Raw genomic sequence first — 23,571 nt, forward strand, 5'->3', positions numbered from 1 at the left:
CTTTACCAGCTGGCCTTTTTCACGCCCGGGATCTCACCCTTGTGAGCAAGTTCCCGAAAGCATATACGGCAAATTCCGAACTTGCGAAGGTAGGCATGCGGCCTGCCACAGATTTTGCATCTGTTGTATTCGCGAGACGAGAATTTCGCAACTCTCTGCTGCTTGATTTTCATAGAAGTCTTGGCCACAATATTCCCTCCTTATTTCGCAAACGGGGCGCCCATGAGTGTTAAGAGCTCTCTGGATTCCTCGTCGGTGTTTGCGGTCGTTACGAAACAAATATCCATTCCGCGGACCTTATCGATTTTGTCGTAATCAATTTCAGGGAAGATCAGCTGCTCTTTGACGCCCATATTGTAGTTGCCGCGGCCGTCAAACGAGTTTGCGCTGATTCCTCTGAAGTCTCTTACGCGCGGGAGAGCAACATTGAAGAGCCTGTCTAAGAACTCATACATTCTGTCGCCTCTGAGCGTTACCTTTACGCCGATGTTCATGCCCTCGCGGAGCTTGAAGTTTGCAACCGATTTTTTCGCTTTGCAGATCACCGGCCTCTGGCCGGTAATTGCTGCGAGATCGGCTGTAATGGCGTCGATTACCTTTGCGTTTTCCTTTGCTTCGCCGGCGCCTACATTGATGACGATCTTCTCAAGCTTCGGAATCTGCATGACGCTCTTGTAAGAAAACTTTTTCATCAGTGCGGGTGCGACATCTTTTTGGTAAAATTCCTTCAGTCTTGCCATGTCGTTTTATCCTCCCTTACAGCGCTTCGCCGCATTTTTTGCAAACGCGTTCCTTAGTGCCGTCCTCATAAAGCTTATGCGAGACACGTGTGGGTTTGCCGCAGCGGGGGCAAACGACCTGGACCTTGCAGGCGTACAGTGCGCCTTCGGCTTTCACAATACCGCTCTGTTCACCCATTTTGCGGGCTTTAACATGCTTGGAAACCATGTTGCGGCCCTCAACGATGACCTTCCCCTCTTCGGGGCTTACGGCCAGAACTTTGCCCTTCTTGCCGCGTTCTTTGCCATTTAAAATGACGACGGTGTCACCCGTTTTAACATGAACCTTATTATTCATCAGTGAGCACCTCCCATCACAGCACTTCAGGGGCAAGACTTAAAATTTTCAGATAGTCTTTGTCGCGCAGTTCTCTGGCTACGGGCCCGAAAATACGCGTTCCCCTCGGATTTTTATCGTCTTTGATGAGGACAGCCGCATTTTCGTCAAAGCGGATGTATGTTCCATCATCACGGCGGACGCCGAAAGCAGTGCGAACAATGACTGCCTTAACGACTTCGCCTTTTTTAACGGTGCCGCCCGGAGCCGCTTTTTTAACGGAAGCGACCACCACGTCACCTATATTGGCATACCTTCTGCCGGTGCCGCCGAGAACGCGGATGCACATAAGCTGCTTCGCGCCGGTGTTGTCGGCAACGTTGAGGTAAGTCTGCTGTTGAATCACAGTGCGTTCCTCCTTTGCTTAAAGCCAATTACTTGGCTTTCTCTATAATCTCGACGAGACGCCATCTTTTCTCTTTGCTGAGGGGACGGGTCTCCATCACACGCACGCGGTCACCGATTGTGCATTCATTGTTTTCATCATGTGCTTTCAGCTTCACGGTACGCTTGATAATTTTGTTGTAAAGCGGATGCTTTACCCTGTTTTCGATTGCAACCACGATGGTCTTATCCATCTTGTTGCTGACGACCTTGCCAATCTCTGCTTTTCTAATATTCCGATCGCTCACAGATTAATCCTCCCTTCCGTTACGCATTGGCGCTGTCCTTGATTTCGATCTCGCGCAAAATTGTTTTGACACGGGCGATATCCTTTTTGACAGCGGAGATACGCATCGGGTTATCGAGCTGATTAATGGCAAGTTGGAAACGCAGGTTGAAAAGCTCGGCCTTGAGGTCCTTAAGCTTACTTTCCAGTTCTGCTGTCGTTAATTCTCTGACTTCTGAGGCCTTCATTACTGCTCACCACCCGTTTCTTCCTTCTTAACAAACTTGCACTTAATCGGCAGTTTGTTGGACGCCAGACGCAAAGCTTCTTTTGCAGTTTCTTCCGAAACTCCGCCGATTTCAAACATGACTCTGCCCGGTTTTACAACTGCGACCCAGTACTCAGGGGAACCTTTACCGGAACCCATTCGGGTTTCAGCCGGCTTCTGAGTGATCGGCTTGTCTGGGAAAATCTTGATCCATACCTGACCAAATCTTTTGCAGTAACGCGTCATGGCGACACGGGCCGCTTCGATCTGGTTGGAGGTGATCCACGCCGGCTCTAAGGCCTGAAGGCCGTAATCGCCGTAAGTTACCTTATTTCCGCGGTAGCACTTTCCGGTCATACGGCCGCGATGTACTTTGCGGTATTTTACACGCTTAGGCAACAGCATTATTTACTGCCTCCTTCCTTACGAGGCTTGCGGTTGTCCACAAGGACTTCGCCTCTGTAAATCCAGACCTTTACGCCAATGCGGCCGTAGGTTGTGGCGGCTTCGGCAAAACCGTAGTCGATGTCGGCACGGATGGTCTGAAGGGGAATGGTACCGTCGTGATACTGTTCGCGTCTTGCGATTTCAGCACCGCCCAGACGGCCGGACACCTGGGTTTTGATACCCTTGGCGCCGAGCTTCATGGCGCGGCCGATGCACTGCTTCATCGCACGGCGGAAAGAAATTCTTTTTTCGAGCTGCTGCGCAATGTTCTCTGCGACGAGCTGCGCGTTCAGGTCGGGGGACTTTACCTCTACAATGTTGATTGTAACAGGTTTCTTGAGGATGCTCTCGCACTGAAGACGGAGCTTCTCAATTTCCGCGCCGCCCCTGCCGATTACCATGCCCGGCTTGGCGCAGTGAATGTGAACGCGAACCTTGGAGGCGTCACGCTCAATTTCGATTTTCGGAATCCCGGCCGGATAAAGCTGCTTTTTCAGCACCTTGCGCAGATTGTGGTCTTCAACGAGGGTATCGCCGAAAACGCTGTCCTTCGCGAACCAGCGGGAATCCCAGTCTTTAATGATGCCCACGCGAAACCCGTGGGGATTGATTTTCTGGCCCATAGTTTACCTCCTCTTCCGCCTTATTCTTTTTCCTTGAGCACGAGGGTAACGTGCGAAGATCTTTTTTCAATTCTGAACGCGCGACCCTGCGCTCTGGGACGAATGCGCTTGAGGATCGGGCCCGGACATACGAAGCATTCCGCAACGTAAAGTCTGGAAACATCCATATTGTGGTTATTCTCAGCGTTAGCCATGGCCGACTTCAATAATTTCTGAAGATATTCCGTAGCGGCCTTTGGTGTATTCTTGAGGATAGCCATTGCAACGTCAGCCGGCTTGTTGCGAATGAGATCAAGCACGATCTGGACCTTGCGGGGCGAAATACGGGCGTACTTTAAATAAGCCCTTGCTTCCATGCTATACACTCCTTTCGGCCGTTATTTTGTCGGCGATGATGTTTTGGAACCGGAATGTCCCTTGAAGGTTCTGGTTGGGGCAAACTCGCCGAGCTTGTGGCCGACCATATCTTCCGTTACATAGACCGGAACATGCTTGCGGCCGTCGTGGACCGCGATTGTATGACCAACGAAATCAGGGAAAATGATGGAAGCCCTGCTCCATGTTTTGATGATTTTCTTTTCGCCGGCCGCGTTCATTTCTTGAATCCTTTTAAGCAGCACAGGCTGAACATAAGGACCCTTTTTTATGCTTCTGCCCATAGATGATAAGCTCCTTTCTGTACGCCTTATTTGCCGTTTCTGCGCTTGACGATAAATTTATCGGAGCGGTGGTGGTGAGCGCGGGTCTTGTAGCCGAGAGCCGGTTTACCCCACGGGGTAACAGGTCCCGGACGGCCCACGGGGGATTTGCCTTCGCCGCCGCCGTGCGGGTGGTCGTTCGGGTTCATAACGGAACCGCGGACCGTCGGTCTCCATCCCATGTGGCGTTTGCGTCCGGCCTTGCCGAGCTTCACGTTCTCATGGTCGATGTTGCTGACCTGGCCGATGGTGGCCATGCAGGTGACCGGCACGTTGCGAAGTTCGCCGGAGGGCAGCCTCAGAAGAGCCATTCCGTTTTCCTTCGCCATCAGCTGAGCCATGTTGCCGGCGGCGCGCGCCAGCTGGGCGCCCTTGCCCGGATAAAGCTCAACGTTGTGGATAAAGGTACCGACCGGGATATTTTCAAGCGGAAGCGCGTTGCCGGGCTTGATATCCGCCGCGGCGCCGGATACAACAACGTCGCCGACCTTTAAGCCGTTCGGAGCGATGATGTATCTTTTTTCGCCGTCCTCATACTGCACGAGGGCAATAAAGGCGGAACGGTTCGGGTCGTACTCAATTGTGAGAACGCTGCCCGGCGCGTCGAACTTCTGACGCTTAAAGTCGATGATACGATACTTTTTACGGTTTCCGCCACCGCGGTGACGGACTGTAATTCTACCGTAGCTGTTGCGGCCGGATTTGTTGCTGATGGAAGTCAGCAGGCTCTTTTCCGGTGCAACCTTGCTCAGACCGGAATAGTCCGTAACGGACATATTGCGTCTGGAAGCCGTGGTAGGTTTAAAGTTAATAATAGGCATTAGGTTTCACACTCCTCATGATGGCTTTGCGGGGAATGCCCTTTCCCCATCCTTGCCTCTGCGTTTTTCGGGCAGAGTTTACATCATGCCTTCAAAAAACTCGATGGTCTTGCTGTCGGCGGTAAGGGTGACGTAGGCTTTCTTCCAGGAAGGAGTATAGCCTTCGTTTTTGCCCTGACGGCGGAGCTGGCCCCTTACGTGCAGGGTGTTTACCTTGCCGACCTTTACGCCGAAGAGGGTCTCAACCGCTCTTGCAATATCGATTTTTGTGGCATCCTTGGCAACTTCAAAGGCATATTTTTTCATGCCGATGCCGGCCATGCTTTTTTCGGTGATAATGGGGCGGATAATAATGTCCTGTGCTGCCATTATGCGTACACCTCCTCGATCTGGGCTACGGCATCCTTCAGCACGATAAACTTGTCGGCGTTCAGGATATCATAGACATTCAGGGTGTTGGCCATTGCCGTTTTCACGCCCGGGATATTCTTAGCCGAAGCGATCACCTTTTCGTTCACGTCCGGAAGAACGATGAGCGCCTTTTTCCCGGAGCCGATCGCCTTGAGCATTGCCGCGATGGTCTTGGTCTTATACTCGTCAAGTGAAATCCCGTCAAGCACGACCAGCTCGTTGTCGATCACCTTGCTTGAAAGAGCCGACTTCATGGCAAGACGTCTTACCTTTTTGTTTAAGGAATAGCTGTAGTCGCGCGGCTTCGGAGCAAACGCGATACCGCCGTGAGTCCACTGCGGTGAACGTGTGGAGCCCTGTCTTGCGTGACCGGTGCCCTTCTGTCTCCACGGCTTTCTGCCGCCGCCCGAAACTTCGGCGCGGGTCAGCGCCGACTGTGTGCCCTGGCGCCGGTTCGCAAGGTGGTTGACCACCATGTCGTGCAGAACCTTCGCGTTGGGTTCAATTCCGAATATGGCTTCGGAAAGGTCGATCTTCTCTACCTCTTTGCCGGCCATATCAAGTACTGCTACTGTAGGCATTCCAAATTCCTCCTTCCCTTACGCCTTAACGCTGTCATGGATTACTACGATTCCGCCGTTCGGTCCGGGAACTGCGCCCTTGATAGCAATCAGATTGTTTTCCGCATCCACTTTGGCAACGGTCAGATTCTGAACCGTTACTTTCTCGGCGCCCAGGTGGCCGGCCATCTTAAGGCCGGGGTACACCCTCGACGGGTCCGAGCAGGAACCGTTGGAACCGCCATGGCGGGCAACAGGGCCGGAACCATGGGTTTCCTTGAGTCTCTGGAAATTCCAGCGCTTGATAACGCCGGCGTATCCCTTCCCTTTGCTCGTGCCGGTGACGTCTATCTTGTCGCCCGCCGCGAACGTGTCCGCCTTGACAAGATCGCCCACGTTGTAAGCTTCCGTGTTTTCCACGCGGAACTCCCTGAGGGTTTTCTTGGGAGCGATGTCCGCCTTTGCAAAGTGGCCCTTCAGGGGCTTCGTGACCTTGTTCGGCTTCAAATCGCCGTAGCCCATCTGGACTGCTGCGTAGCCGTCGTTTTCAACCGTCTTTTTCTGTGAGATCACACAGGGGCCGGCCTGAACAACCGTTACGGGGATGACATTTCCCTTTTCGTCGAAAATCTGCGTCATGCCGATTTTCTTGCCGATGATACCTTTTTGCATTATTTTACCTCCTATGCAGGTTATTGGTTGGCGTTTGCCAACTTGACCTCGGCCGCTGGTCGGTTAAAATCAGAGTTTGATCTCTATTTCAACACCGGCGGGGAGCTCCAGACCCATCAAAGCCTCTACGGTTTTGTTGGATGGTCTGAGAATGTCGATAAGTCTCTTGTGCGTTCTCATCTCGAATTGCTCGCGGCTGTCCTTGTACTTGTGAACAGCGCGCAGGATCGTGATGATCTGCTTTTCCGTCGGGAGCGGGACGGGTCCGGAAACCCTTGCGCCCGTGCGCTTCGCTGTCTGTACAATCTTTTCAGCCGACTGATCAACCAACTGATGATCGTAACCCTTAATTCTTATCCTGATTTTCTCCTTGACTGCCACTGTGAATCGCCTCCTTATTGTAGTTGGCGGGCGGCGTTTTTTAAATCCTAACACTGTGCCGGGTGTTCCCTCTTAACACATTGAAAAACCGGATTCACTTTTACAAGTTAAATCCGGGTATAGGCATAAAAAACGTCTGAGCATAATAAGAGCATAGACGCGGAAATCCGCATACCGATCCTCTTATCGCACGCTCAAAGTATCTGTCGCCCGGTTTAAAATCGGACATACTCCACGGAAAAACCGGCCTGTTTCAGCCGCAACCTCCCGCTTCATCGCATATCTGTCGCAGTCGTGCTTAATTATAATACCATAAAAGAGCCTGTTATGCAATACTTATTCTCTCTTTATTGCAAGAAATTTATACACGATATTTGGTTATTTTGCTAAAATATTTTCAGTCCGCAAAAGAGGCCGTAATCCGCTCTTTATTTGCTGTTTCTGCGCCTTCGGGTCACATAATAAACAATCGCCGCAAGCAGTACAACCGCAACCTGTGCGAAAAAGAATCCCAACTGAAACGGCGACCGGGAAACCAGAATAGAAGTCGGCCCGTCCGCGCCGCCAATGACCCCGACCGACATTCCTGTATTTGAGAACAGTTTGATACCAACCAGGAGCAGGGTACCCAAATAGACGCAAACCAGCGCTGCCAGAATTTTTTTCATCAAAATGCCCCTCCGTTTCAGTTTTCACCTTACAGCATTTCCAGTTAATTCTGCGACAAGGTTGCGTTCCTCCCCCGCCTTCGGCGGGGGAGGAACGTGTTTTGTCTTGCAAACTGAAATGGAATTGCTATAGGAACACCTAACATTATAATGGTATTTCAGGCAAAAAGCAAACGGAGGGGCCGTCATTCAATTTTCAGATAAGCCGGTCACTCTTAGAGGAAATTCTTCCAAATTTCATTGCTGGTGGCATATGGTTTAATCTGCGCGTATGTCAGGCTGAGCTTGACCAGACGCTTTTCCGGTTTTGTAATCTGGAAAGCAAAGCCGACGTCGTATTTCGTGAAATAAATCGCGCCGGAATCCAGGGCGGACTTAATGACGCTTGCCGTCACGGACGGGGCGATATCGGAGCTCAGCTGCTGCTTCGCGGCGGTTTCCAGCAGCTTGTAAAGCGCGTCGTTTTTCGTGATCAGGTCTTTCATTTCCAGCGCGGCGCCGGTTTTCAGGTTGATGTTCATGGCCCGGAGCGTATGGACATTCTCTCCCTTGGAGGAAAGCTTCACATATTCGTTGAAGCCGAGGCTGAGGAAGCCGGTCCCTTCATAGGTGACGTCGCTGTTTACCTTGACCGTGGTCTTGTCTTTTTTCGCGCCCGTCCCCAAAGAATTGATCGTCTTCAGCGCGGAGGCTTTGATTGCCGTGTTCACCTTATCCGCGTTGCTGATTTTTCCGGAAAGCACCGGGTAGGTTGCGGAATAGGACATGTTGCCGTTCTTGTAGCTGTATTTTTCATCCTTCACCGTATAGGTACCGTTGTTCAATCCGGAAACCGCCTTGTTATTCTCCACCCTCGGAGCCTGGCTCGGCACGGCCGGCTTGCTGGAAGCTGCCGAAGAGGCCGAACCCGCGGAAGTCGCGCCGCTTTGTCCCGCACCGGAAGCGCCGGACACATCGTTCTGGGTCGGAGCAGCCTGCCCTTTACAGGCTGATATGGAAAGTACCATGGCAAGTGCGCAGATCAGCGCCCATAATTTTTTCATGGATGATTCACTCCTTTTAAGTATTTCTGTTTCTTCTTAATATCGGCAAACCGATGCGTGTCTCCGTATGCCGCAACGTACCCGGCAAAGCCCGGATACATACGAAATTTTCTAAAACATCTGCCAACGTTTCCTAATGCTACCATATCCGGCCGAAAAAATCAAATGACAAACCCGTTATGAAAATGACAATAATCCGCTTGTTTGTTACCTTTTGGAGAATATATTATACAGTATTTTCCACTTGAAACAAATTCATTCAGTGAAATGAAATAAATATATGAAAATAAGGAAGCGGAAGGCAAATGTCTTCCGCTTCGCAGTGGATATACAGGAATCCGGCGGGTTTCAGGATACCTCGTTCCAGTAAATATACCGGATGAGGCTGTTCTGATATTTTTCGAGATCCGGAACCAGCACCGCCGTATTCGATTGCTGTATGGTAACCTGCTGCGCTGTATACAGATCCTCCGAAGGCCGGAAACAGCCGACCGGAAAGCTCCGGCATGCGTAAGCGTCCGTCCCCAGCTTCAGCGCGGTTTCCGTATTCAGGCTGGTTTTGACAAAGGGCAGCAGTTTTTCCGTAAGCGAGGCCAGAGAGTGCGCATCCACTGATTCCAGCCTGCCAATGATCCCCGCCGCCGCCGCCTGCATCCGCTGCAGCCTCGACTCCTCTCCGCCGATCTGGCGGATACGGGAATAGTACAGCGCCTGCTTGCCGGAAAGGGTCCGGTCCCCCGCGCTGATATCCCGTGCGGCGGGCTCGCCGGAATACCGGTTGACAAGGTCGGCCTCCTGTGCGGTCACGTTCACGGGAATCCCGCCCAGAGAATCGACGGCCTTGACAAAGCCGCTGTAGTCGATCACCGCGTAATCATCCACATCGATCTTGAAATTCTGCTCGATCGTCTTTACGCTCAGTTCGGCGCCGCCAAGCTGATAAGCGGCATTCAGTTTATTTTTCCCGTTCCCCGGGATCTCCACGTACAGGTCGCGCGGGAAAGGCGTCAGAATCCACCGCTCGCTGCCTTTCCGGCGGTCGATGGAGAGAAGCATGATGCAGTCGCTGCGCCCGGCGCCGGTGCCGCCCGCGTCATCCACGCCCAGCACCAAAAGGTTGCGCACCTCGTCCTGATGATAAAGGCCGTTCACCAAAACCGGCTGCGCGTAGGAGGAGGAAAGGGATGCATTCGGCGCGGACTCCCCGTTCCGGACGGTGCCGACGGGTTTTAACAGCTTCGGCACAAACGTGATCCCCAGTATCAAAACGGCCAGACAGGCTGCGCAGGCGGCAAGCGCCGGAAATCCTGACCGGCGTCTGTTCTGCGACGGCTTTCCGCCCATCACTTTATTCTTTAACTCTTCCCTTGCATGAATCCGGTTGACCGCATCGATAAAATCCTCTGTTTTCATGATATCAGCTCCTCTCTCATCTGCAGCTTCAGTTTCTCCCGGCCCCGGTAAAGCGCCACCTTGACGGCATTTTCCTTCATCCCCAGAATGCCGGACATTTCCCTGATCTTATAGCCCTCAATATAATGAAGATACAAAACCGTTTTGTAGTTCGGCGGCAGCTCCATCAGCTGTTCCAGCACCTCGGTCTGTTCCGTGGTTTCGGCGTACTCGCCGATTTCCTCCAGCGATACGGTCTTCCTGAAAAAGAAGCGCCTTCTTTTGTCCCGGCTGCCGTTTGTGGCCACCCGGATCAGCCACGCCTTCTCATGCTCCTCGCTGTGAAATTCAGGGCGCTTCTGCAAGTACTTCGCAAAGGTGTCCTGTACGACGTCCTCCGCGTCTTCCCGGTTGCAGAGAATGACCATGCAGAGCCTGAACAGCATATTCCCGTATAAATCATATTTCTCAGACAGATCGTCCGGGCGCGTTGCCTGTTTCCCCATGGATTCATCTCCTTTCACGAACAACACGTTTATCGGGTCCAAAAGGTTACAGCATAAAAAATAATCATCATCACGGAGCCTATCAAAAACAGCCGCGGAACGTTCCGCGGCTGTGAGAGTGTCGAAAACCTGTCAGGCTGTTATTCCGTTATCAGTATGCCTTGCCCCAGTAGACCATCGATTTCGCGGGCTTGCCGCAGCAGACGCAGGTGTCGGACAGATGCTCCTGCTCGAACGGCATGCAGCGGGAGGAAACGCCCGCGGCTTCCTTGAGCTTTTCCTCGCAGGCCGGGTCGCCGCACCACATGGCTTTGATAAAGCCCGGCTGATTGTCGGCAATGTCTCTGAGCTCCTTTAGATTCCGGGCGGTATACGTCATGCTCTCGCGGCGGGCAAGCGCGTTTTCGTAAATTCCTTTGCGCACTTCCTCCAGCTGTTCCGCAATCGCGGCCTCCAGATTGTCCAGCGGCACGAAAATCTTCTCGCGGTCGCTGCGGCGGACCAGCACGCACTGATTCTTTTCAATATCTTTGGGCCCGATCTCCAGACGGAGCGGAACGCCCTTCATTTCATACTGCGCGAACTTCCAGCCGGGGGTATTGTCCGAATCGTCCACGCGCACGCGGAAGCTCTTCTTGAGCCGCTCACGCAGCTCGTGTGCCTTTTCCAGCACGCCGGGCTTATGCTGCGCGACGGGCAGGATAATCACCTGGATGGGAGCGACGGCGGGCGGGAGCACAAGGCCGTTGTTGTCGCCGTGCGTCATGATGATGCCGCCGATGATGCGGGTGCTCATCCCCCAGGAGGTCTGGAACGGATGGCAGATGGAATTGTCCCTGCCCTGGAAGGTAATGTTGAACGCTTTTGCAAAGCCGTCCCCGAAATAGTGGCTGGTGCCGGACTGAAGCGCCTTTCCGTCGTGCATCATCGCCTCTATGGTATAGGTGGCCACGGCGCCTGCAAATTTCTCCTTGTCGGTCTTGCGGCCTTTGATCACCGGAATGGCAAGATCGTTTTCACAGAAGTCGGCGTAAACCCGGAGCATCCGCTCCGTTTCCGCCTCGGCCTCCTGTGCGGTTTCGTGCATGGTGTGGCCCTCCTGCCAGTGGAATTCCACGGAGCGCAGGAACGGGCGCGTGGTTTTTTCCCAGCGCACAACGGAGCACCACTGGTTGTAGAGCTTCGGCAGGTCGCGCCAGGAATGGATCACCTTGGCGTAATGGTCGCAGAACAGGGTTTCGGAGGTCGGGCGCACGCACATTCTCTCCTGCAGCTTTTCGCTGCCGCCCATCGTGACCCAGGCGACCTCGGGGGCAAAGCCCTCCACATGCTCCTTTTCCTTATTCAGCAGGCTTTCCGGAATAAACATCGGCATGGAAACATTCTCATGACCGAGCTCCTTGAACCTTGTGTCGAGAATATGCTGAATATTTTCCCAGATGGCCCAGCCGTACGGCTGAATGACCATGCATCCGCGCACGCTGGTGTAGTCCATCAGCTCCGCTTTTTTGACGATATCGGTATACCATCTGGCGAAATCCTCCTCCATGGGAGTGATCGCGTCTACCATCTTCTTCTGTTCCGCCATTGAAATCTCCTCAATTCTGTTTAGATTATACGGGATAAAGCAAACCCCCCGGCTCTTTGCAACGCCAAGGGGTTCATCGATCGTCTTACTTTGAATCTTTATTCGTACCGCTGGTTTTACTGAGGATGACAATCACGGCATAAATCAAAATCATTACGATGAAAATGCCGAGCATGCCCTTCCCCATCAGTTCAAACGATTTTCCGATGTCGGCGCCGCTTACGTCGCCCATAAGACTCTTAAATAAAACCGCCATTGCGTTTAACTGCATCATGTTATATCATCCCCCAAATTCTTGCAAGATTCAGGATAATGCCTCCCGCAACAACCGATCCGATCTGGCCGGCCACATTCGCGCCGACCGCGTGCATCAGGATGTGGTTCTGGTTGTCCTCTTTCAGAGCCATTTTCTGGATGACCCTCGCGGACATCGGGAACGCGGAAATTCCCGCGCCGCCGACCATCGGGTTGATCTTTTTATCCTTCGGCAGGAACAGGTTCAGGATTTTCGCAAAGACCACACCGCCGATGGTGTCGAACACAAAGGCGAAAAGGCCCAGCGCCATAATGATCAGAGTGCCGAGGGTAAGGAACTGCTCCGCCCGCATCTGATAGGCGATGGTGATTCCCAAAAAGATGGTAATCAGGTTTGCAAGCGGTCCCTGAGCGGTCTGGGAAAGCGCTTCCAGCTTGCCGCATTCCCGGATCAGGTTGCCGAACATCAAAAAGCCGACCAGCGCAACGGAATCCGGCGCGACCAGTCCCGCAATCAGCGTAACGATGATCGGGAACAGGATTTTCGTGGTTTTGGAAACCGCCTTCGGATTATAGGGCATATGGATCATCCGCTCATGCTTCGTTGTCACAAGGCGGATCGCCGCGGGCTGGATAATCGGCACCAGCGCCATATAGGAGTAAGCCGCCACCGCAATCGCGCCGATGTAATTGCTGTGGAGTACCTGTGAAACCAGAATGGAGGTTGGGCCGTCCGCCGCGCCGATCACTCCGGCGGCCATCGCGTCCTTCAGCGGGAATCCGAGCAGAACCGCCAGCACGACGGTAAGGAAGATGCCGAACTGGGCCGCGCCGCCGAACAGCAGCATGCGCGGGTTGGAAAGCAGCGGGCCGAAATCAATCATCGCGCCGATCCCCACGAACAATAAAAGAGGAAATGCTTCGGAAGCGACGATTCCCTTTTCAAACAGCCACTTCACAATGCCGGATTCCCCCACTACGCCGGGAAGCGGCAGGTTGACAAGAATTGCTCCGAATCCCATCGGTAAGAGCAGTGCCGGTTCGAAATCCTTTTCAATGGCAAGCCAGATCAGCAGCGCGCCGATCGCCCACATGACCAGCATCTTGGGGTTCTGGGCCATGAATTGAATGCCGTTCGTTAAAAAGCTGAATTCACTCAACGACTTTAACTCTCCTTCTGTTAAAAAAATGCAAAACTTAAAAATATTATATCTGATGCGCGGTGCTATTTCAAGTAAAAGCACAATAAAATCACACAAAAACAGAAGAAAATTAAAAAACCGCCATGCAAAATGCACAGCGGTTTCAGGAAGACGTGTCACTCAGACATTATCTTCAATGTACTTTACCAGTTCCCCAACGGTTTTGATGTTGTCAATCTCTTCATCGGGAACTTCGATTTCAAACTCGTCCTCGATGGACATCAACAGGTCGACTACATCCAAGGAATCGGCGCCCAGATCGTCAGCAATGCTTGTTTCGGGAGTGATAGAGTCCTCCTCAACGTCAAACTGTTCGCTGAGAATCGCCTTTACCTTCTCAAAAACCATGTCGTATCCTCCTTAAAAATCTTGAATTACAAATTTTGAAACATCGGCACGCGGAAAACGTTATTGTTTATTGTGGACAATAATATCTCTCGTATGTTACAATTGCCACAGAAAAAACCACATAAATCGCTCCGGACACTGATTGTATAACCACATATTATTAGCAAACCATGACTTTGTCAATATTTTTTTAACCTTTTTTTCAGAAAGCAAGAGGAAAGAAAATGGCCGAGAATCATTTCGCCGTGATTGGGCATCCAATTGCGCATACCATGTCCCCGTTTATTCATGAAAGACTTTTCGCCCTGAGCGGAAAAACCGGCGGCTACGGCGTCCTGGACATCGCGCCGGAGGAACTGCCCGGCCGGATGGAGCTGCTCCGTACCCTGAGCGGCTTCAACATCACCATTCCCCATAAGCAGTCGATTATTCCGCTGTTGGACGGGCTGAACGAAAAATCGGAATTTTTTCATTCGGTCAACACCGTAAAAAATACGGACGGCCGTCTGACCGGGTTCACCACGGACGGCACGGGCTTCTGCAAAGCGCTGGAGGCCGGCGGCGCAAGCCTGAGCGGACGCACGGTCGTGCTCGGCGCGGGCGGCGCGGGCAGGGTGCTGGCGTTTGAGGCGGCCCTTGCCGGCGGCAGCGTGACCGTGGCCGTGCGCCCGCACGGGCTGGCGGCGGCGGAAAAGCTCTGCGCGGATATCCGCGCAAAAGCGGCGGGCGCCCGGGCGGATTTCTGCCTGCTGGAAAACATCGGCGGAAAAATCGATTTACTGGCCAACGCCACTCCGGTCGGCATGTTCCCCCGCACCGGGGAATGCCCGGTTCCGGAGGAAACCGTCCGGAAAGCCTGCTGTGTTTTCGACGCGGTATACAACCCGGACGAAACGCTCCTGATCCGGACCGCGCGCAAAAACGGCGTGCGGGCCGTCGGCGGGATGAGCATGCTGGTCTGGCAGGCGGCGGCCGCGCACGGAATCTGGTACGGGGCGGAATTTGCCGCCGGCGACGTTCAGGCGCTCTGCGGCGACGCCGTGGCGGAAATGAAAAAGAAATTCGGCAATATCGTTTTATGCGGCTATATGGGCAGCGGAAAGACCTGCGTGGGGAACCGCCTTGCCCGGATCACGGGCCGTACCTTTGTGGATATGGACCGCTATATCGAACGGAAGGAGGGCATGACGGTTGCGGAAATTTTCTCCTCGCGGGGAGAAGCCGCCTTCCGCGCGATGGAACGTGCGGCGGCAAAAGAACTGTCCCTGAAAAGCGGCCTGATCATCGCCACGGGCGGCGGGGCGCTGATGGACCCCGAAAACACGGCCGCCCTGAAAGGAAACGGCGTGATCGTACTGCTGAACGCTTCGCTGGAAACCATCCGGCAGCGACTTTCCGGCGACTCCACCCGCCCGCTGCTCAGCGGGCCCGGCCGGGAGGAAACCATGCGCCGCCTTTACAGCGAGCGGACGGACAGGTACCGCGCGGCGGCGGATTTCGCGGTGGACACGGACGGCGGGGTGGAAACGGTTGCGGAAAAAATCCGGGAGACAGTAAAAATCCCGCTCATTCCAAACGAATAAGCGGGACCCTGTTATTGATTCTGAAGCGTCATGTCGGCGTAGGTGCGGTAAGCGTCCTTCCCGCTGTTCTTCGCGGCGTACATGGCCGCGTCGGCCTTCGCAAACAGCTCGTTGTAGTTTTTTCCGTCCTCCGGGTAAAACGCGACCCCTATGCTGCCGGAAACCCTGAGCTCCGCGTCGTCCTGAGGATGGGCGTTGCGGAAGATGGCCTGCAGCACATCGGCTTTCCGCCTGACGTCCTTGCGGGAAATATCCGTCAGGAACACAACAAACTCGTCCCCGCCGATCCTGCCGATAATGTCGTCCTCGCGGAATTTTTTCTTGATTTTGGAAGCGATGTCGACAATCACTTCGTCCCCCACCAGATGGCCCAGATTGTCGTTTACATTCTTAAAATTATCGATATCGATGGTAAACAGGGCGTGGCGGCTGCCCGGGGAGCTTTGGCCGATCGCCTTGTCGATCAGCGCGTTGGTGGTCATCCGGTTGTAAAGGCCGGTCAGCTGGTCGTGCTCCGCCTTCTCCTTTAAGCTGATCGTTTCCCGTTTCTGCCTGTCGATGTCGGAAATAAAGGCGATCATCCGGAGCGGTTCCTTCTGCTCGTCCCGGATCACCGTGCTGCGTACCCGGTACCACCGGTAATCGCCGTTGACGTCCTTGAACCGGTATTCGGGGCTTTTGGGATTCGCCCCGTTTAAAAAGCCGTAGATGTCGTTGAGGATGCGCGATTTGTCGTCTTCGAAAATAATATCCGAATGGTAGAGCTGGTCTAAAAGACCGTCCGCGTTTACTTCAATGCCGAACTTTTCTTTGAACGGGGGCGAGCAGTAAAGCTCCTGCGTCTTGAAATTATAGTCGCAGATCGGGTCGGCCGCCTGCTCCATGATGATGCGGTACCGTTCCTCGCTGGCGGCAAGCTCCCGTCTGGCTTTTTTTATGATTTCAAGCTGTTCCCTTTCCCGCTTGATGGAATGCCTTCTCTTGGTAATATCCTCCAACACGCCGCAAAAATACTCGGAACCATCCCCCGCCGTCATAAGACGCAGACAGCAGATGGTCCAGATAGAATCCCCGTCTTTCCGAACCAGTTTCAGTTCCAGCTCGGCAAGGCCGCGTTTTTTCAAACTTTCGGCAAGTCTGCCCCAGTTGATCCGCTGGTCGCTGCTCAGCAGCCGGTTCGGCGCCGGCCCGTTCAGCGCGGTGATTTCCCTTTCGCTGTACCCAAACATCCTGTAAAAGGAAGCGCTTGCATAGATAATCGTCAGGACACCATCGTTTTTACAGCAGAAAACACCGCCGCCGAGGTAATTGACTATGTTTTCTATACCGAGTGTACTCATTGCCGTTTGGGGCATCGGCGTCACTTCTTTCTGTAAAGACACTTGCTGCTTCTCAGGTTGATATACTTACTGATTATAGCAAATCAGTATAGAACAATCAAGAAATTTCGTATGGATTTTCACGTTCTTTCTTCTTTACGCCCAAATCCACGCAATTTCATCTTGACACCGGCGGCATTCTGTATTATGATACGGGATAAGGTGAACGCAAAGGAGTTACATGATGAATTTGTCCGCATACACAACACGATTTACTGGTTTCGGTTATCCCCGCTATTTTATGGCATGGGATTTTTGTGCATGCAGCAAAGTCAACTGTAAGCTTTTGTGTAAAAGGATATAGCCGTATTTTATTGACTGATAACGGGCTGATATTTTTGACGGAGCTGACAGCAGCTCCGTTATTTTTTTACTCATTTTACCGGCCCGCATCAAAGGAGGAACAGTATGATTATTGTATTAAAACCCGAATGTACCCCGCAGCAGCTTTCAGAATTCACGGATTCGCTCACCAAGGAATACAGCGTGAAGGTCAACACCTGGGTGGGAACGCAGAGCACCGTGCTCGGGCTGATCGGCGACACTTCCGCCATCGACATCGACTTCATTGCCGCGCAGGATTTTGTGGAAAGCGTAAAAAGGGTGCAGGAGCCGTATAAAAAGGCGAACCGCAAGTTCCATCCGGACAACACGGTGATTACCCTGCCGACCGGCCAGACCATCGGCGACGGCGGGCTCGCGCTGATTGCCGGGCCGTGCTCGGTGGAGAGCGAGGAACAGATCTGCGGCGTGGCCGAACGGGTAAAAAAGGCGGGCGCGCAGTTTTTGCGCGGCGGCGCCTTCAAGCCCAGGACCTCCCCTTACGCCTTCCAGGGGCTGCGGGCCGAGGGGCTGGAGCTTCTCAGGGAAGCGAAAAAGAAAACCGGCCTGCCGATCGTTACGGAGCTCATGAGCATCGGCCAGATCGACCTGTTCCTGAAGGAGAATGTGGACATCATCCAGGTCGGCGCGAGAAACATGCAGAATTTCGAGCTGCTGAAGGAGCTCGGAAAAATCAGAAGGCCCATCCTGCTCAAGCGCGGGCTTTCCAGCACGATCGAGGAGCTTCTGATGAGCGCCGAATACATTATGGCCGGCGGCAACGACAACGTGATCCTGTGCGAGCGCGGAATCCGGACCTACGAGACTTATACGCGCAACACCCTCGATATTTCCGCCATCCCGATTCTGAAAAAGCTTTCCCATCTGCCGGTGGTGGTCGACCCGAGCCACGCCTCCGGCATTGCCTGGCTGGTGGAGCCGCTGGCGCTCGCCGCGGTCGCGGCCGGGGCGGACGGACTGATTATCGAGGTTCACAACAACCCCGCCAAGGCCCTGTCCGACGGCGCGCAGTCCCTGACGCCCGACCAGTTTGACAAGGTGGCGGCGCATGTGAAGGCCGCCGCGAAAGCTTTTGGAAGAAAAGTGGATTCCCCCGCCGATCTTTGCTATAATAAAGTTTAAAAATACTGCGTACGGAGGGAAGCCTGTATGAACAAGAAAATCGTGATCGTCGGCCTGGGCCTGATCGGCGGTTCGCTCGCGAAAGCCTTTCAGAAATACAGCGAATGCACCGTCGCCGGAATCGACCGGGACCCCGGGGTCCTGAAAGCCGCGCTGAGCTGCGGCGCGATCGACAGGATCGGGGACGACGGGGATATCCGAAACGCCGACCTGCTCTACCTTTGCCTGTACCCGCAGGCCGATATCGACTTTATCGCTTCGCACGCCCATCTGATTCCGGCGTCGTGCCTCGTCACCGACACCTGCGGCATCAAGTCGGAAATCTGCAGGCACCTCCCGCTTCTGGCGGAGAAGCACGGCTTCCCCTTCGTGGGGGGGCACCCCATGGCGGGCAAGGAGCAGAGCGGCTTTGCGGCAAGCGACGCCGACCTTTTTCTGGACGCCAGCTATCTGATCGTTCCGTGCGGCGCGCCGCAGTCCGCTGTTGACACGCTCAAGGCAGTCGCCGTGGAGCTCCATTTCGGCGGCACGGTGGTCACCACGCCGGAGCACCACGACCAGATGATTGCGTTTACCAGCCAGCTTCCCCACGTGCTTGCCTGCGCCTATGTCATGAGCCCGCGGTGCCCGGAGCACAACGGCTTTTCCGCCGGCAGCTACCGGGATGTTTCCCGTGTCGCGAATATCAACGAGCAGCTTTGGGCGGAGCTTTTCATCGACAACCGGAAGGCGCTTTCCGATGAACTGGATACGCTCATTACGAATATCACCGATATCAAAGAGGCGGTCGCGAAGGGCGACGCCGAGGCCCTGCGCGCGCTTCTGCGCAGGGGCAGACTGATCAAGGAAAGGCTTGGTGAATAATGGAACTGACGGTTCACACATCCGGCGCCTACCGGATCATCATTGAACGCGGCTGTATGGACGCGGCCGGCGCGCGCGCCGGGGAGCTTTTCAAGCCCGGCGCCAAAGCGGTCGTCATCGGCGACAGCAACGTGCTCCCGCTGTACGGAAAGCGCGTGCTGGATTCTCTGAAAGCCGCGGGCTTTTCCGCTTCCCTGTTCTCTTTTCCGGCGGGCGAGGAAAGCAAACGCCTTTCCGCCATTGAAGCCATGTACGCCGAGTGCGCGGCGCGCGGCCTTACCCGCAGCGACTTTATCGTCGCCCTCGGCGGCGGGGTAACGGGCGATATGGCGGGGTTCGCCGCGGCGACCTTTCTGCGCGGAATCCCGTTCATCCAGATACCGACCACCCTTTTGGCGCAGATCGATTCCTCCGTCGGCGGAAAAACCGGCGTGGACCTGCCGCAGGGAAAAAACCTGGTCGGAGCGTTCCACCAGCCCGGGCTGGTGCTGATTGACCCGGACACGCTCTCCACGCTTCCCCCGCGGTACTTTTCCGACGGAATGGCGGAGGCGGTCAAATACGGCTGCATCAAAAGCCGGGTCCTGTTCGATATGATTGTCCGGGAAGAGATTTCCCCGAAGATAGAGGAACTGATTTTCCGCTGTGTGGACATTAAGCGCGAGGTGGTCGAGCGGGACGAATTCGACACCGGCGAGCGCATGCTCCTGAACTTCGGCCACACCTTCGGCCACGCACTGGAAAAGCTGTACGGCTTCAAGAAGCTTTCCCATGGGGAAGCCGTCGGAATCGGCATGGTAATGATGGCGAAATGCGGCGAAAACGCGGGGATTACAAAGGCCGGGACGACCGATGAAATCATCGCCGCCCTGAAAAAATACAACCTGCCGGTAAAGGACGAAATGCCCGTAAACCGGATTTTGGAAGCTACCGCGCTGGACAAGAAGAGCAGCGGCAGCATGATCAGCCTGATCATGCTCAGGGAAATCGGCGAAAGCTTTGTGGACCGCGTTTCCCGCGGCAGTCTTGCCGAACTGACCGGGGTGCTGTGATGGCAAATGTAACGATCTCCCCCTCCGTCCTGAGCGGAAGCATCCTCGTGCCCCCCTCCAAAAGCGCGGCGCACCGCGCGGCGATCTGCTCCGCGCTGGCGGGCGGAGCCCCTCTTTTTGACGGGGAAGCGATCAGCAACGACATTACGGCGACCTGCCGCGCCATGCGGGCAATCTGCGGCGGCGGGGACCCCGTTCGGATCGACTGCGGGGAATCCGGGTCCACCCTGCGCTTTCTGATTCCCGTCGCGGCGGCGCTGGGGCTGAACGCGGAATTTACCGGCAGCGGACGCCTGCCGGAGCGGCCCATCGGCGTATATCTGGACTGCCTGCCGCGGCACGGCGTTTCGTGCAGGACGCAGGGCGGGCTTCCGCTTTCCGTCAGCGGGCGGATGACCCCGGGCCGGTTCGTGCTGCCGGGGAACGTCAGTTCCCAGTTCATTACGGGCCTTCTGCTCGCGCTTCCGCTTCTGGACGGCGACAGCGAGCTGATACTCTCCTCTCCGCTGGAAAGCGCGGGATACGTGGATATGACGGTCGAAATCATGCGCGAATACGGCGTAACGGCGGAGCCCGCCGAAAACGGCTGGAACATTGCGGGACGCCAAAAATACCGCCCGTGCGCGTACCGGGTGGAGCGGGACTGGTCGCAGGCGGCGTTCTTTCTCGCCGCGGGCGCTTTGGGCGGCACCCTCCGTCTGGAGGGCCTGAACCGGGATTCCTGTCAGGGAGACCACGCGGCGGAGCGGCTTTTCCGGGAATTCGGCGCAAAGGCGGAGTGGCACGGTTCCGTTTTGTCCATCTCGCCAAACGAGCTGAAGGGCATGGAAATCGACGCGTCCCAGATTCCCGACCTTGTGCCGGTTCTGGCGGCGACCGCCGCGTTCTGCCGCGGACGCACGCGGATTTACAACGCGCAGCGGCTGAGAATCAAGGAAAGCGACCGCCTTTTCGCCATGGCCGACGGGCTGACCAAGCTGGGCGGAAGGGTTACGGAAACGGACGACGGGCTCCTCATCGACGGCGTCCCGGCGCTGCACGGCGGAAAAGCGGAGGGCTTTAACGACCACCGCATTGTGATGGCCCTTTCCATTGCCGCGCTGAAAGCCGGCGGCAGCGTCACGGTCACCGATGCGCAGAGCGTTCAAAAGAGTTATCCGGCCTTTTTTGAAGATTACAATCGGTTGGGAGGAAAAGCAAATGTCTTCCACATGGGGTGAAACGGTAAAAATATCCATCTTCGGCGAAAGCCACGGAAAAGCGATCGGGGTGGTGCTGGACGGCCTGCCCGCCGGGGAAAAAATCGACCTCGACGCCGCAGCGCTGCAGATGAGCCGCCGCGCGCCGGGCAGGGATTCCACAAGCACGCCGCGAAAGGAAAGCGACCTGCCGCAGATCGTCAGCGGGATGCTCAACGGCACAACGACCGGCGCGCCGCTGTGCGCGCTGATTGAAAATACGAACACCCGGTCCGGGGACTACGACAACCTGAAGCTTGTTCCCCGTCCGGGACACGCGGATTTTCCCGCACACCTGCGTTACGGCGGATACAACGACGTGCGCGGCGGCGGGCATTTTTCCGGCCGGCTGACGGCCCCCCTCGTCTTTGCGGGCGCGGTGTGCCGCCAGATTTTACAGCGCCGCGGCATTGTGATCGGCGCGCATGTTTTCTCAGTGAAGGACGTGACGGACGACCCGTTCGACCCCGTATCTATTCCGGAGGACTTATTGTCTTCCTTATCCTCGGTATATTTTCCCGTTATCAATGAAAATGCAAAACAGAAGATGCGGGATACCATCGAGGCCGCCCGGCTTGCGCAAAACAGCGTGGGCGGCGTGGTCGAGTGCGCGGTGACCGGCCTTTCGGCGGGCGTCGGCGGCCCCCTGTTCGGGGGGATCGAACCGGTGTTTTCCTCCATCCTGTTCGGCATTCCGGCGGTCAAGGGCGTGGAGTTCGGCGCGGGCTTCGGCGCTTCGGCGCTTTTCGGCAGCGAAAACAACGACCCCTACTACTGTGACGGCGATAGAATTAAAACGAGAACCAACAACGCGGGCGGAATCCTGGGCGGGATTTCCACCGGGATGCCGGTCCTTTTCCGCGCGGCCTTCAAGCCGACGCCGTCGATCGCGATAGAACAGGACAGCGTGGACCTGACCGCAAAGGGGAATACAAAGCTCAGCGTGCACGGGCGGCACGACCCCTGCATCGTCCCGCGCGCGGTCCCCGTGGTGGAAGCCGCGGCGGCGGTCGCGCTGATGAACCTGATCAATCTGCATACCGGAGGAATGAAAGCATGACCCTTGAAGAAATCAGACAGGAAATAGACCGGATCGACCGGGAACTTCTTCCGCTTTTCGTCCGTCGCATGGACTGCGCGAAGCAGGTCGCCGCCGTCAAGCAGGAGCAGAAGCTTCCGGTGTTCAACGGCGGGCGCGAGCAGGAAATTCTGGACCGGATCGTTCGTCAGGCCGGGGAATACGGCGGCGAAGCGCGGCTCCTTTATTCCGGCATGATGGATCTGAGCCGGGCGGTGCAGTACAACCTGCTCGGCGGCGGCGGAGAGCTGCGGGAAACCATCCGCAAAGCCGGCGCCGCGCCGGAAAAGGCGGAAAAAATCGCCTGCCTTGGGGAAAACGGTTCCTTTTCCCACGAGGCGCTCAGCCTGCTGTACCCCAAAGCGGCCCCCCAGTTTTACCAGGGCTTCGGTGGGATTTTTTCGGCCGTTGCCAGCGGGGACGCGGACCTTGGAATCCTGCCGGTAGAGAACTCCTCCGCCGGTTCGGTCAGCGAGGTTTACGACCTCATTCTGAAATACCGGTTCTATATTGTCAACGCGGCGACTCTGCACGTTCACCACTGCCTGGCGGCGGCTAAAAAAGTGGACGTCCGCACCATCGGCACGGTGTACTCCCACCCGCAGGCGCTGTCCCAGTGCTCGGAATACATCACCAGAAACGATCTGCGGCCCCTGCCGTGCTCCAACACGGCCACGGCCGCGCAGATGGTCGCGCAGCGGCAGGAGGCCGGGATCGCCGCCATCTGCTCCGAGCACGCGGCGAACGAATACAGGCTGCACATTCTGGAACGGGATATTCAGAACAGCTCCAACAACTGCACGCGGTTTATCGTCATCAGCCGCAGCCTGTTTATCCCGGACCGCGCCCGGAAAATCAGCCTGTGCTTTTCGCTTCTCCACAAAACCGGCACGCTCTACAGCGTGCTCGCGCGCTTTGCGGCGCTCGGGCTGAACCTGACGAAAATAGAGAGCCGCCCGATTCAGGATAAAAACTTTGAATACGATTTTTATCTTGATTTTACCGGCAATGTGCGGGAGGACGCGACGCTGAATCTGATCTGTTCGCTTCACGACGAGCTTCCCCGTTTCTCCTTTTTGGGGAACTACACGGAAAACGAATAACCTTGCCGATAGAAAGAACCCGCCGGGCTTTTCAGTCCGGCGGGTTCTCTTTTTTGCTTTTTGTACGTCCGGCGCGCTTGCAGTACGGCGGATGTTTTTTATGGCTTTGATGATGCTCGAGGCACTCGGCGCATTTCCCATGGCGCTCACAGTTGATCTTCGGACAGCTGCAGGTGTCCGTCCCGTTTTCCAGTAGCATGC

At 55.3% G+C, this 23,571-nt stretch carries 32 protein-coding genes; 7 read left to right on the top strand and 25 right to left on the bottom strand.

The window, feature by feature from the left end:
- Nucleotides 1–2: 2 nt before the first annotated feature.
- The 23 genes from ACRQV7_RS13965 to acpP form a co-directional block, all read right to left on the bottom strand.
- Nucleotides 3–188 carry a type Z 30S ribosomal protein S14 gene (locus tag ACRQV7_RS13965; protein ID WP_038325921.1) on the bottom strand — a complete coding sequence of 62 codons (186 nt, stop codon included), beginning with the start codon at nucleotides 186–188 and terminating at the stop codon, nucleotides 3–5.
- 12 nt (nucleotides 189–200) lie between these two features.
- Nucleotides 201–740: a 50S ribosomal protein L5 gene (rplE, locus tag ACRQV7_RS13970; RefSeq protein ID WP_275713383.1), complete on the bottom strand. Its 540-nt coding sequence runs from the start codon at nucleotides 738–740 to the stop codon at nucleotides 201–203.
- Between the two features lie 16 nt (nucleotides 741–756).
- Nucleotides 757–1,077, bottom strand: coding sequence for a 50S ribosomal protein L24 (gene rplX, locus ACRQV7_RS13975; RefSeq protein ID WP_038325923.1), 321 nt, complete (start codon nucleotides 1,075–1,077; stop codon nucleotides 757–759).
- 16 nt (nucleotides 1,078–1,093) lie between these two features.
- Entirely contained in the window at nucleotides 1,094–1,462 is a 369-nt protein-coding gene (gene rplN / locus ACRQV7_RS13980) for a 50S ribosomal protein L14 (RefSeq protein WP_038325924.1), read from the bottom strand.
- 28 nt (nucleotides 1,463–1,490) lie between these two features.
- A complete protein-coding gene (rpsQ, locus tag ACRQV7_RS13985) occupies nucleotides 1,491–1,748 on the bottom strand; it encodes a 30S ribosomal protein S17 (RefSeq protein ID WP_038325926.1) in 258 nt (85 codons plus the stop codon).
- 19 nt (nucleotides 1,749–1,767) lie between these two features.
- Nucleotides 1,768–1,974, bottom strand: coding sequence for a 50S ribosomal protein L29 (gene rpmC / locus ACRQV7_RS13990; protein WP_038325927.1), 207 nt, complete (start codon nucleotides 1,972–1,974; stop codon nucleotides 1,768–1,770).
- Nucleotides 1,974–2,399 (bottom strand): 50S ribosomal protein L16, encoded by a 426-nt coding sequence (rplP, locus tag ACRQV7_RS13995; protein WP_275713378.1) that lies wholly within the window; start codon nucleotides 2,397–2,399, stop codon nucleotides 1,974–1,976. The genes rpmC and rplP overlap by 1 nt, the downstream gene beginning before the upstream one ends.
- Nucleotides 2,399–3,064 (bottom strand): 30S ribosomal protein S3, encoded by a 666-nt coding sequence (gene rpsC / locus ACRQV7_RS14000; RefSeq protein WP_275713377.1) that lies wholly within the window; start codon nucleotides 3,062–3,064, stop codon nucleotides 2,399–2,401. Before rpsC ends, rplP begins: the two co-directional genes overlap by 1 nt.
- Before the next feature lie 20 nt (nucleotides 3,065–3,084).
- On the bottom strand, nucleotides 3,085–3,420 hold the full coding sequence (gene rplV / locus ACRQV7_RS14005) for a 50S ribosomal protein L22 (RefSeq protein WP_275713375.1): 336 nt from the start codon (nucleotides 3,418–3,420) through the stop codon (nucleotides 3,085–3,087).
- Nucleotides 3,421–3,441: 21 nt separating this feature from the next.
- Nucleotides 3,442–3,723, bottom strand: coding sequence for a 30S ribosomal protein S19 (gene rpsS / locus ACRQV7_RS14010; protein WP_275713373.1), 282 nt, complete (start codon nucleotides 3,721–3,723; stop codon nucleotides 3,442–3,444).
- 26 nt (nucleotides 3,724–3,749) lie between these two features.
- Entirely contained in the window at nucleotides 3,750–4,583 is an 834-nt protein-coding gene (gene rplB, locus ACRQV7_RS14015) for a 50S ribosomal protein L2 (protein ID WP_275713372.1), read from the bottom strand.
- Nucleotides 4,584–4,661: 78 nt separating this feature from the next.
- Nucleotides 4,662–4,952, bottom strand: coding sequence for a 50S ribosomal protein L23 (gene rplW, locus ACRQV7_RS14020; protein WP_275713371.1), 291 nt, complete (start codon nucleotides 4,950–4,952; stop codon nucleotides 4,662–4,664).
- A complete protein-coding gene (gene rplD, locus ACRQV7_RS14025; RefSeq protein WP_444658661.1) occupies nucleotides 4,952–5,575 on the bottom strand; it encodes a 50S ribosomal protein L4 in 624 nt (207 codons plus the stop codon). Before rplD ends, rplW begins: the two co-directional genes overlap by 1 nt.
- 18 nt (nucleotides 5,576–5,593) lie before the next feature.
- Entirely contained in the window at nucleotides 5,594–6,226 is a 633-nt protein-coding gene (rplC, locus tag ACRQV7_RS14030) for a 50S ribosomal protein L3 (RefSeq protein WP_444658662.1), read from the bottom strand.
- A gap of 69 nt (nucleotides 6,227–6,295) precedes the next feature.
- Nucleotides 6,296–6,607 (bottom strand): 30S ribosomal protein S10, encoded by a 312-nt coding sequence (rpsJ, locus tag ACRQV7_RS14035; RefSeq protein ID WP_038325938.1) that lies wholly within the window; start codon nucleotides 6,605–6,607, stop codon nucleotides 6,296–6,298.
- A gap of 428 nt (nucleotides 6,608–7,035) precedes the next feature.
- A complete protein-coding gene (locus tag ACRQV7_RS14040; RefSeq protein WP_444658664.1) occupies nucleotides 7,036–7,275 on the bottom strand; it encodes a hypothetical protein in 240 nt (79 codons plus the stop codon).
- A 215-nt stretch (nucleotides 7,276–7,490) separates the two neighbouring features.
- Nucleotides 7,491–8,318, bottom strand: a complete 828-nt coding sequence (locus ACRQV7_RS14045) for a hypothetical protein (protein ID WP_444658666.1) — start codon at nucleotides 8,316–8,318, stop codon at nucleotides 7,491–7,493.
- 348 nt (nucleotides 8,319–8,666) lie between these two features.
- Nucleotides 8,667–9,731 (bottom strand): LCP family protein, encoded by a 1,065-nt coding sequence (locus tag ACRQV7_RS14050; protein ID WP_444658668.1) that lies wholly within the window; start codon nucleotides 9,729–9,731, stop codon nucleotides 8,667–8,669.
- Complete coding sequence (locus ACRQV7_RS14055) at nucleotides 9,728–10,216, bottom strand: RNA polymerase sigma factor (RefSeq protein WP_444658669.1); 489 nt, start codon at nucleotides 10,214–10,216, stop codon at nucleotides 9,728–9,730. The genes ACRQV7_RS14050 and ACRQV7_RS14055 overlap by 4 nt, the downstream gene beginning before the upstream one ends.
- A gap of 151 nt (nucleotides 10,217–10,367) precedes the next feature.
- Nucleotides 10,368–11,804, bottom strand: coding sequence for a proline--tRNA ligase (proS, locus tag ACRQV7_RS14060; protein WP_444658671.1), 1,437 nt, complete (start codon nucleotides 11,802–11,804; stop codon nucleotides 10,368–10,370).
- Nucleotides 11,805–11,889: 85 nt separating this feature from the next.
- Nucleotides 11,890–12,078 (bottom strand): OadG-related small transporter subunit, encoded by a 189-nt coding sequence (locus tag ACRQV7_RS14065; RefSeq protein ID WP_444658672.1) that lies wholly within the window; start codon nucleotides 12,076–12,078, stop codon nucleotides 11,890–11,892.
- Between the two features lies 1 nt (nucleotide 12,079).
- A complete protein-coding gene (locus tag ACRQV7_RS14070; protein WP_275713658.1) occupies nucleotides 12,080–13,162 on the bottom strand; it encodes a sodium ion-translocating decarboxylase subunit beta in 1,083 nt (360 codons plus the stop codon).
- Between the two features lie 219 nt (nucleotides 13,163–13,381).
- On the bottom strand, nucleotides 13,382–13,609 hold the full coding sequence (acpP, locus tag ACRQV7_RS14075; RefSeq protein WP_038325944.1) for an acyl carrier protein: 228 nt from the start codon (nucleotides 13,607–13,609) through the stop codon (nucleotides 13,382–13,384).
- A 224-nt stretch (nucleotides 13,610–13,833) separates the two neighbouring features.
- Between acpP and ACRQV7_RS14080 the strand changes: the two genes are divergently transcribed.
- Entirely contained in the window at nucleotides 13,834–15,192 is a 1,359-nt protein-coding gene (locus ACRQV7_RS14080) for a shikimate kinase (RefSeq protein ID WP_444658673.1), read from the top strand.
- Between the two features lie 11 nt (nucleotides 15,193–15,203).
- Here ACRQV7_RS14080 and ACRQV7_RS14085 read toward each other — a convergent pair whose 3' ends face one another.
- Nucleotides 15,204–16,574 (bottom strand): sensor domain-containing diguanylate cyclase, encoded by a 1,371-nt coding sequence (locus ACRQV7_RS14085; protein WP_444658675.1) that lies wholly within the window; start codon nucleotides 16,572–16,574, stop codon nucleotides 15,204–15,206.
- Between the two features lie 405 nt (nucleotides 16,575–16,979).
- Between ACRQV7_RS14085 and aroF the strand changes: the two genes are divergently transcribed.
- The 6 genes from aroF to pheA are packed head-to-tail and all read left to right on the top strand — an operon-like array spanning nucleotide 16,980 to nucleotide 23,370.
- A complete protein-coding gene (aroF, locus tag ACRQV7_RS14090; protein WP_444658677.1) occupies nucleotides 16,980–18,035 on the top strand; it encodes a 3-deoxy-7-phosphoheptulonate synthase in 1,056 nt (351 codons plus the stop codon).
- A 27-nt stretch (nucleotides 18,036–18,062) separates the two neighbouring features.
- Nucleotides 18,063–18,899, top strand: a complete 837-nt coding sequence (locus tag ACRQV7_RS14095; RefSeq protein WP_444658679.1) for a prephenate dehydrogenase — start codon at nucleotides 18,063–18,065, stop codon at nucleotides 18,897–18,899.
- Nucleotides 18,899–19,951: a 3-dehydroquinate synthase gene (aroB, locus tag ACRQV7_RS14100; protein ID WP_444658681.1), complete on the top strand. Its 1,053-nt coding sequence runs from the start codon at nucleotides 18,899–18,901 to the stop codon at nucleotides 19,949–19,951. The genes ACRQV7_RS14095 and aroB overlap by 1 nt, the downstream gene beginning before the upstream one ends.
- Complete coding sequence (gene aroA, locus ACRQV7_RS14105) at nucleotides 19,951–21,171, top strand: 3-phosphoshikimate 1-carboxyvinyltransferase (RefSeq protein WP_444658683.1); 1,221 nt, start codon at nucleotides 19,951–19,953, stop codon at nucleotides 21,169–21,171. Before aroB ends, aroA begins: the two co-directional genes overlap by 1 nt.
- Nucleotides 21,152–22,249 (top strand): chorismate synthase, encoded by a 1,098-nt coding sequence (gene aroC, locus ACRQV7_RS14110; RefSeq protein ID WP_444658685.1) that lies wholly within the window; start codon nucleotides 21,152–21,154, stop codon nucleotides 22,247–22,249. Before aroA ends, aroC begins: the two co-directional genes overlap by 20 nt.
- Nucleotides 22,246–23,370 carry a prephenate dehydratase gene (gene pheA / locus ACRQV7_RS14115; RefSeq protein ID WP_444658687.1) on the top strand — a complete coding sequence of 375 codons (1,125 nt, stop codon included), beginning with the start codon at nucleotides 22,246–22,248 and terminating at the stop codon, nucleotides 23,368–23,370. Before aroC ends, pheA begins: the two co-directional genes overlap by 4 nt.
- 31 nt (nucleotides 23,371–23,401) lie before the next feature.
- Here pheA and ACRQV7_RS14120 read toward each other — a convergent pair whose 3' ends face one another.
- Nucleotides 23,402–23,569, bottom strand: coding sequence for a hypothetical protein (locus ACRQV7_RS14120; RefSeq protein WP_444658689.1), 168 nt, complete (start codon nucleotides 23,567–23,569; stop codon nucleotides 23,402–23,404).
- Nucleotides 23,570–23,571 lie beyond the last annotated feature (2 nt).

Source organism: Caproiciproducens lactatisolvens, from assembly GCF_052443335.1.
Taxonomy (GTDB): Bacteria; Bacillota; Clostridia; order Oscillospirales; family Acutalibacteraceae; genus Caproiciproducens.

What these genes read in the sequence shown, in the direction of transcription:
- aroA (WP_444658683.1), top strand. Translation starts at nt 19,951, where the DNA reads ATGGCAAATGTAACGATCTCCCCCTCCGTCCTGAGCGGAAGCATCCTC.
- rplB (WP_275713372.1), bottom strand. Translation starts at nt 4,583, where the DNA reads ATGCCTATTATTAACTTTAAACCTACCACGGCTTCCAGACGCAATATG.
- pheA (WP_444658687.1), top strand. Translation starts at nt 22,246, where the DNA reads ATGACCCTTGAAGAAATCAGACAGGAAATAGACCGGATCGACCGGGAA.
- rplW (WP_275713371.1), bottom strand. Translation starts at nt 4,952, where the DNA reads ATGGCAGCACAGGACATTATTATCCGCCCCATTATCACCGAAAAAAGC.
- ACRQV7_RS14070 (WP_275713658.1), bottom strand. Translation starts at nt 13,162, where the DNA reads ATGCTGGTCATGTGGGCGATCGGCGCGCTGCTGATCTGGCTTGCCATT.
- rplC (WP_444658662.1), bottom strand. Translation starts at nt 6,226, where the DNA reads ATGCAAAAAGGTATCATCGGCAAGAAAATCGGCATGACGCAGATTTTC.
- aroC (WP_444658685.1), top strand. Translation starts at nt 21,152, where the DNA reads ATGTCTTCCACATGGGGTGAAACGGTAAAAATATCCATCTTCGGCGAA.
- rpsC (WP_275713377.1), bottom strand. Translation starts at nt 3,064, where the DNA reads ATGGGCCAGAAAATCAATCCCCACGGGTTTCGCGTGGGCATCATTAAA.
- aroF (WP_444658677.1), top strand. Translation starts at nt 16,980, where the DNA reads ATGATTATTGTATTAAAACCCGAATGTACCCCGCAGCAGCTTTCAGAA.
- rplD (WP_444658661.1), bottom strand. Translation starts at nt 5,575, where the DNA reads ATGCCTACAGTAGCAGTACTTGATATGGCCGGCAAAGAGGTAGAGAAG.
- rplX (WP_038325923.1), bottom strand. Translation starts at nt 1,077, where the DNA reads ATGAATAATAAGGTTCATGTTAAAACGGGTGACACCGTCGTCATTTTA.
- ACRQV7_RS14055 (WP_444658669.1), bottom strand. Translation starts at nt 10,216, where the DNA reads ATGGGGAAACAGGCAACGCGCCCGGACGATCTGTCTGAGAAATATGAT.
- ACRQV7_RS14095 (WP_444658679.1), top strand. Translation starts at nt 18,063, where the DNA reads ATGAACAAGAAAATCGTGATCGTCGGCCTGGGCCTGATCGGCGGTTCG.
- ACRQV7_RS14050 (WP_444658668.1), bottom strand. Translation starts at nt 9,731, where the DNA reads ATGAAAACAGAGGATTTTATCGATGCGGTCAACCGGATTCATGCAAGG.
- ACRQV7_RS14120 (WP_444658689.1), bottom strand. Translation starts at nt 23,569, where the DNA reads ATGCTACTGGAAAACGGGACGGACACCTGCAGCTGTCCGAAGATCAAC.
- rplV (WP_275713375.1), bottom strand. Translation starts at nt 3,420, where the DNA reads ATGGAAGCAAGGGCTTATTTAAAGTACGCCCGTATTTCGCCCCGCAAG.
- proS (WP_444658671.1), bottom strand. Translation starts at nt 11,804, where the DNA reads ATGGCGGAACAGAAGAAGATGGTAGACGCGATCACTCCCATGGAGGAG.
- rplP (WP_275713378.1), bottom strand. Translation starts at nt 2,399, where the DNA reads ATGCTGTTGCCTAAGCGTGTAAAATACCGCAAAGTACATCGCGGCCGT.
- ACRQV7_RS14045 (WP_444658666.1), bottom strand. Translation starts at nt 8,318, where the DNA reads ATGAAAAAATTATGGGCGCTGATCTGCGCACTTGCCATGGTACTTTCC.
- ACRQV7_RS14080 (WP_444658673.1), top strand. Translation starts at nt 13,834, where the DNA reads ATGGCCGAGAATCATTTCGCCGTGATTGGGCATCCAATTGCGCATACC.
- ACRQV7_RS14040 (WP_444658664.1), bottom strand. Translation starts at nt 7,275, where the DNA reads ATGAAAAAAATTCTGGCAGCGCTGGTTTGCGTCTATTTGGGTACCCTG.
- rplE (WP_275713383.1), bottom strand. Translation starts at nt 740, where the DNA reads ATGGCAAGACTGAAGGAATTTTACCAAAAAGATGTCGCACCCGCACTG.
- rpsS (WP_275713373.1), bottom strand. Translation starts at nt 3,723, where the DNA reads ATGGGCAGAAGCATAAAAAAGGGTCCTTATGTTCAGCCTGTGCTGCTT.
- ACRQV7_RS14065 (WP_444658672.1), bottom strand. Translation starts at nt 12,078, where the DNA reads ATGATGCAGTTAAACGCAATGGCGGTTTTATTTAAGAGTCTTATGGGC.
- acpP (WP_038325944.1), bottom strand. Translation starts at nt 13,609, where the DNA reads ATGGTTTTTGAGAAGGTAAAGGCGATTCTCAGCGAACAGTTTGACGTT.
- rpmC (WP_038325927.1), bottom strand. Translation starts at nt 1,974, where the DNA reads ATGAAGGCCTCAGAAGTCAGAGAATTAACGACAGCAGAACTGGAAAGT.
- aroB (WP_444658681.1), top strand. Translation starts at nt 18,899, where the DNA reads ATGGAACTGACGGTTCACACATCCGGCGCCTACCGGATCATCATTGAA.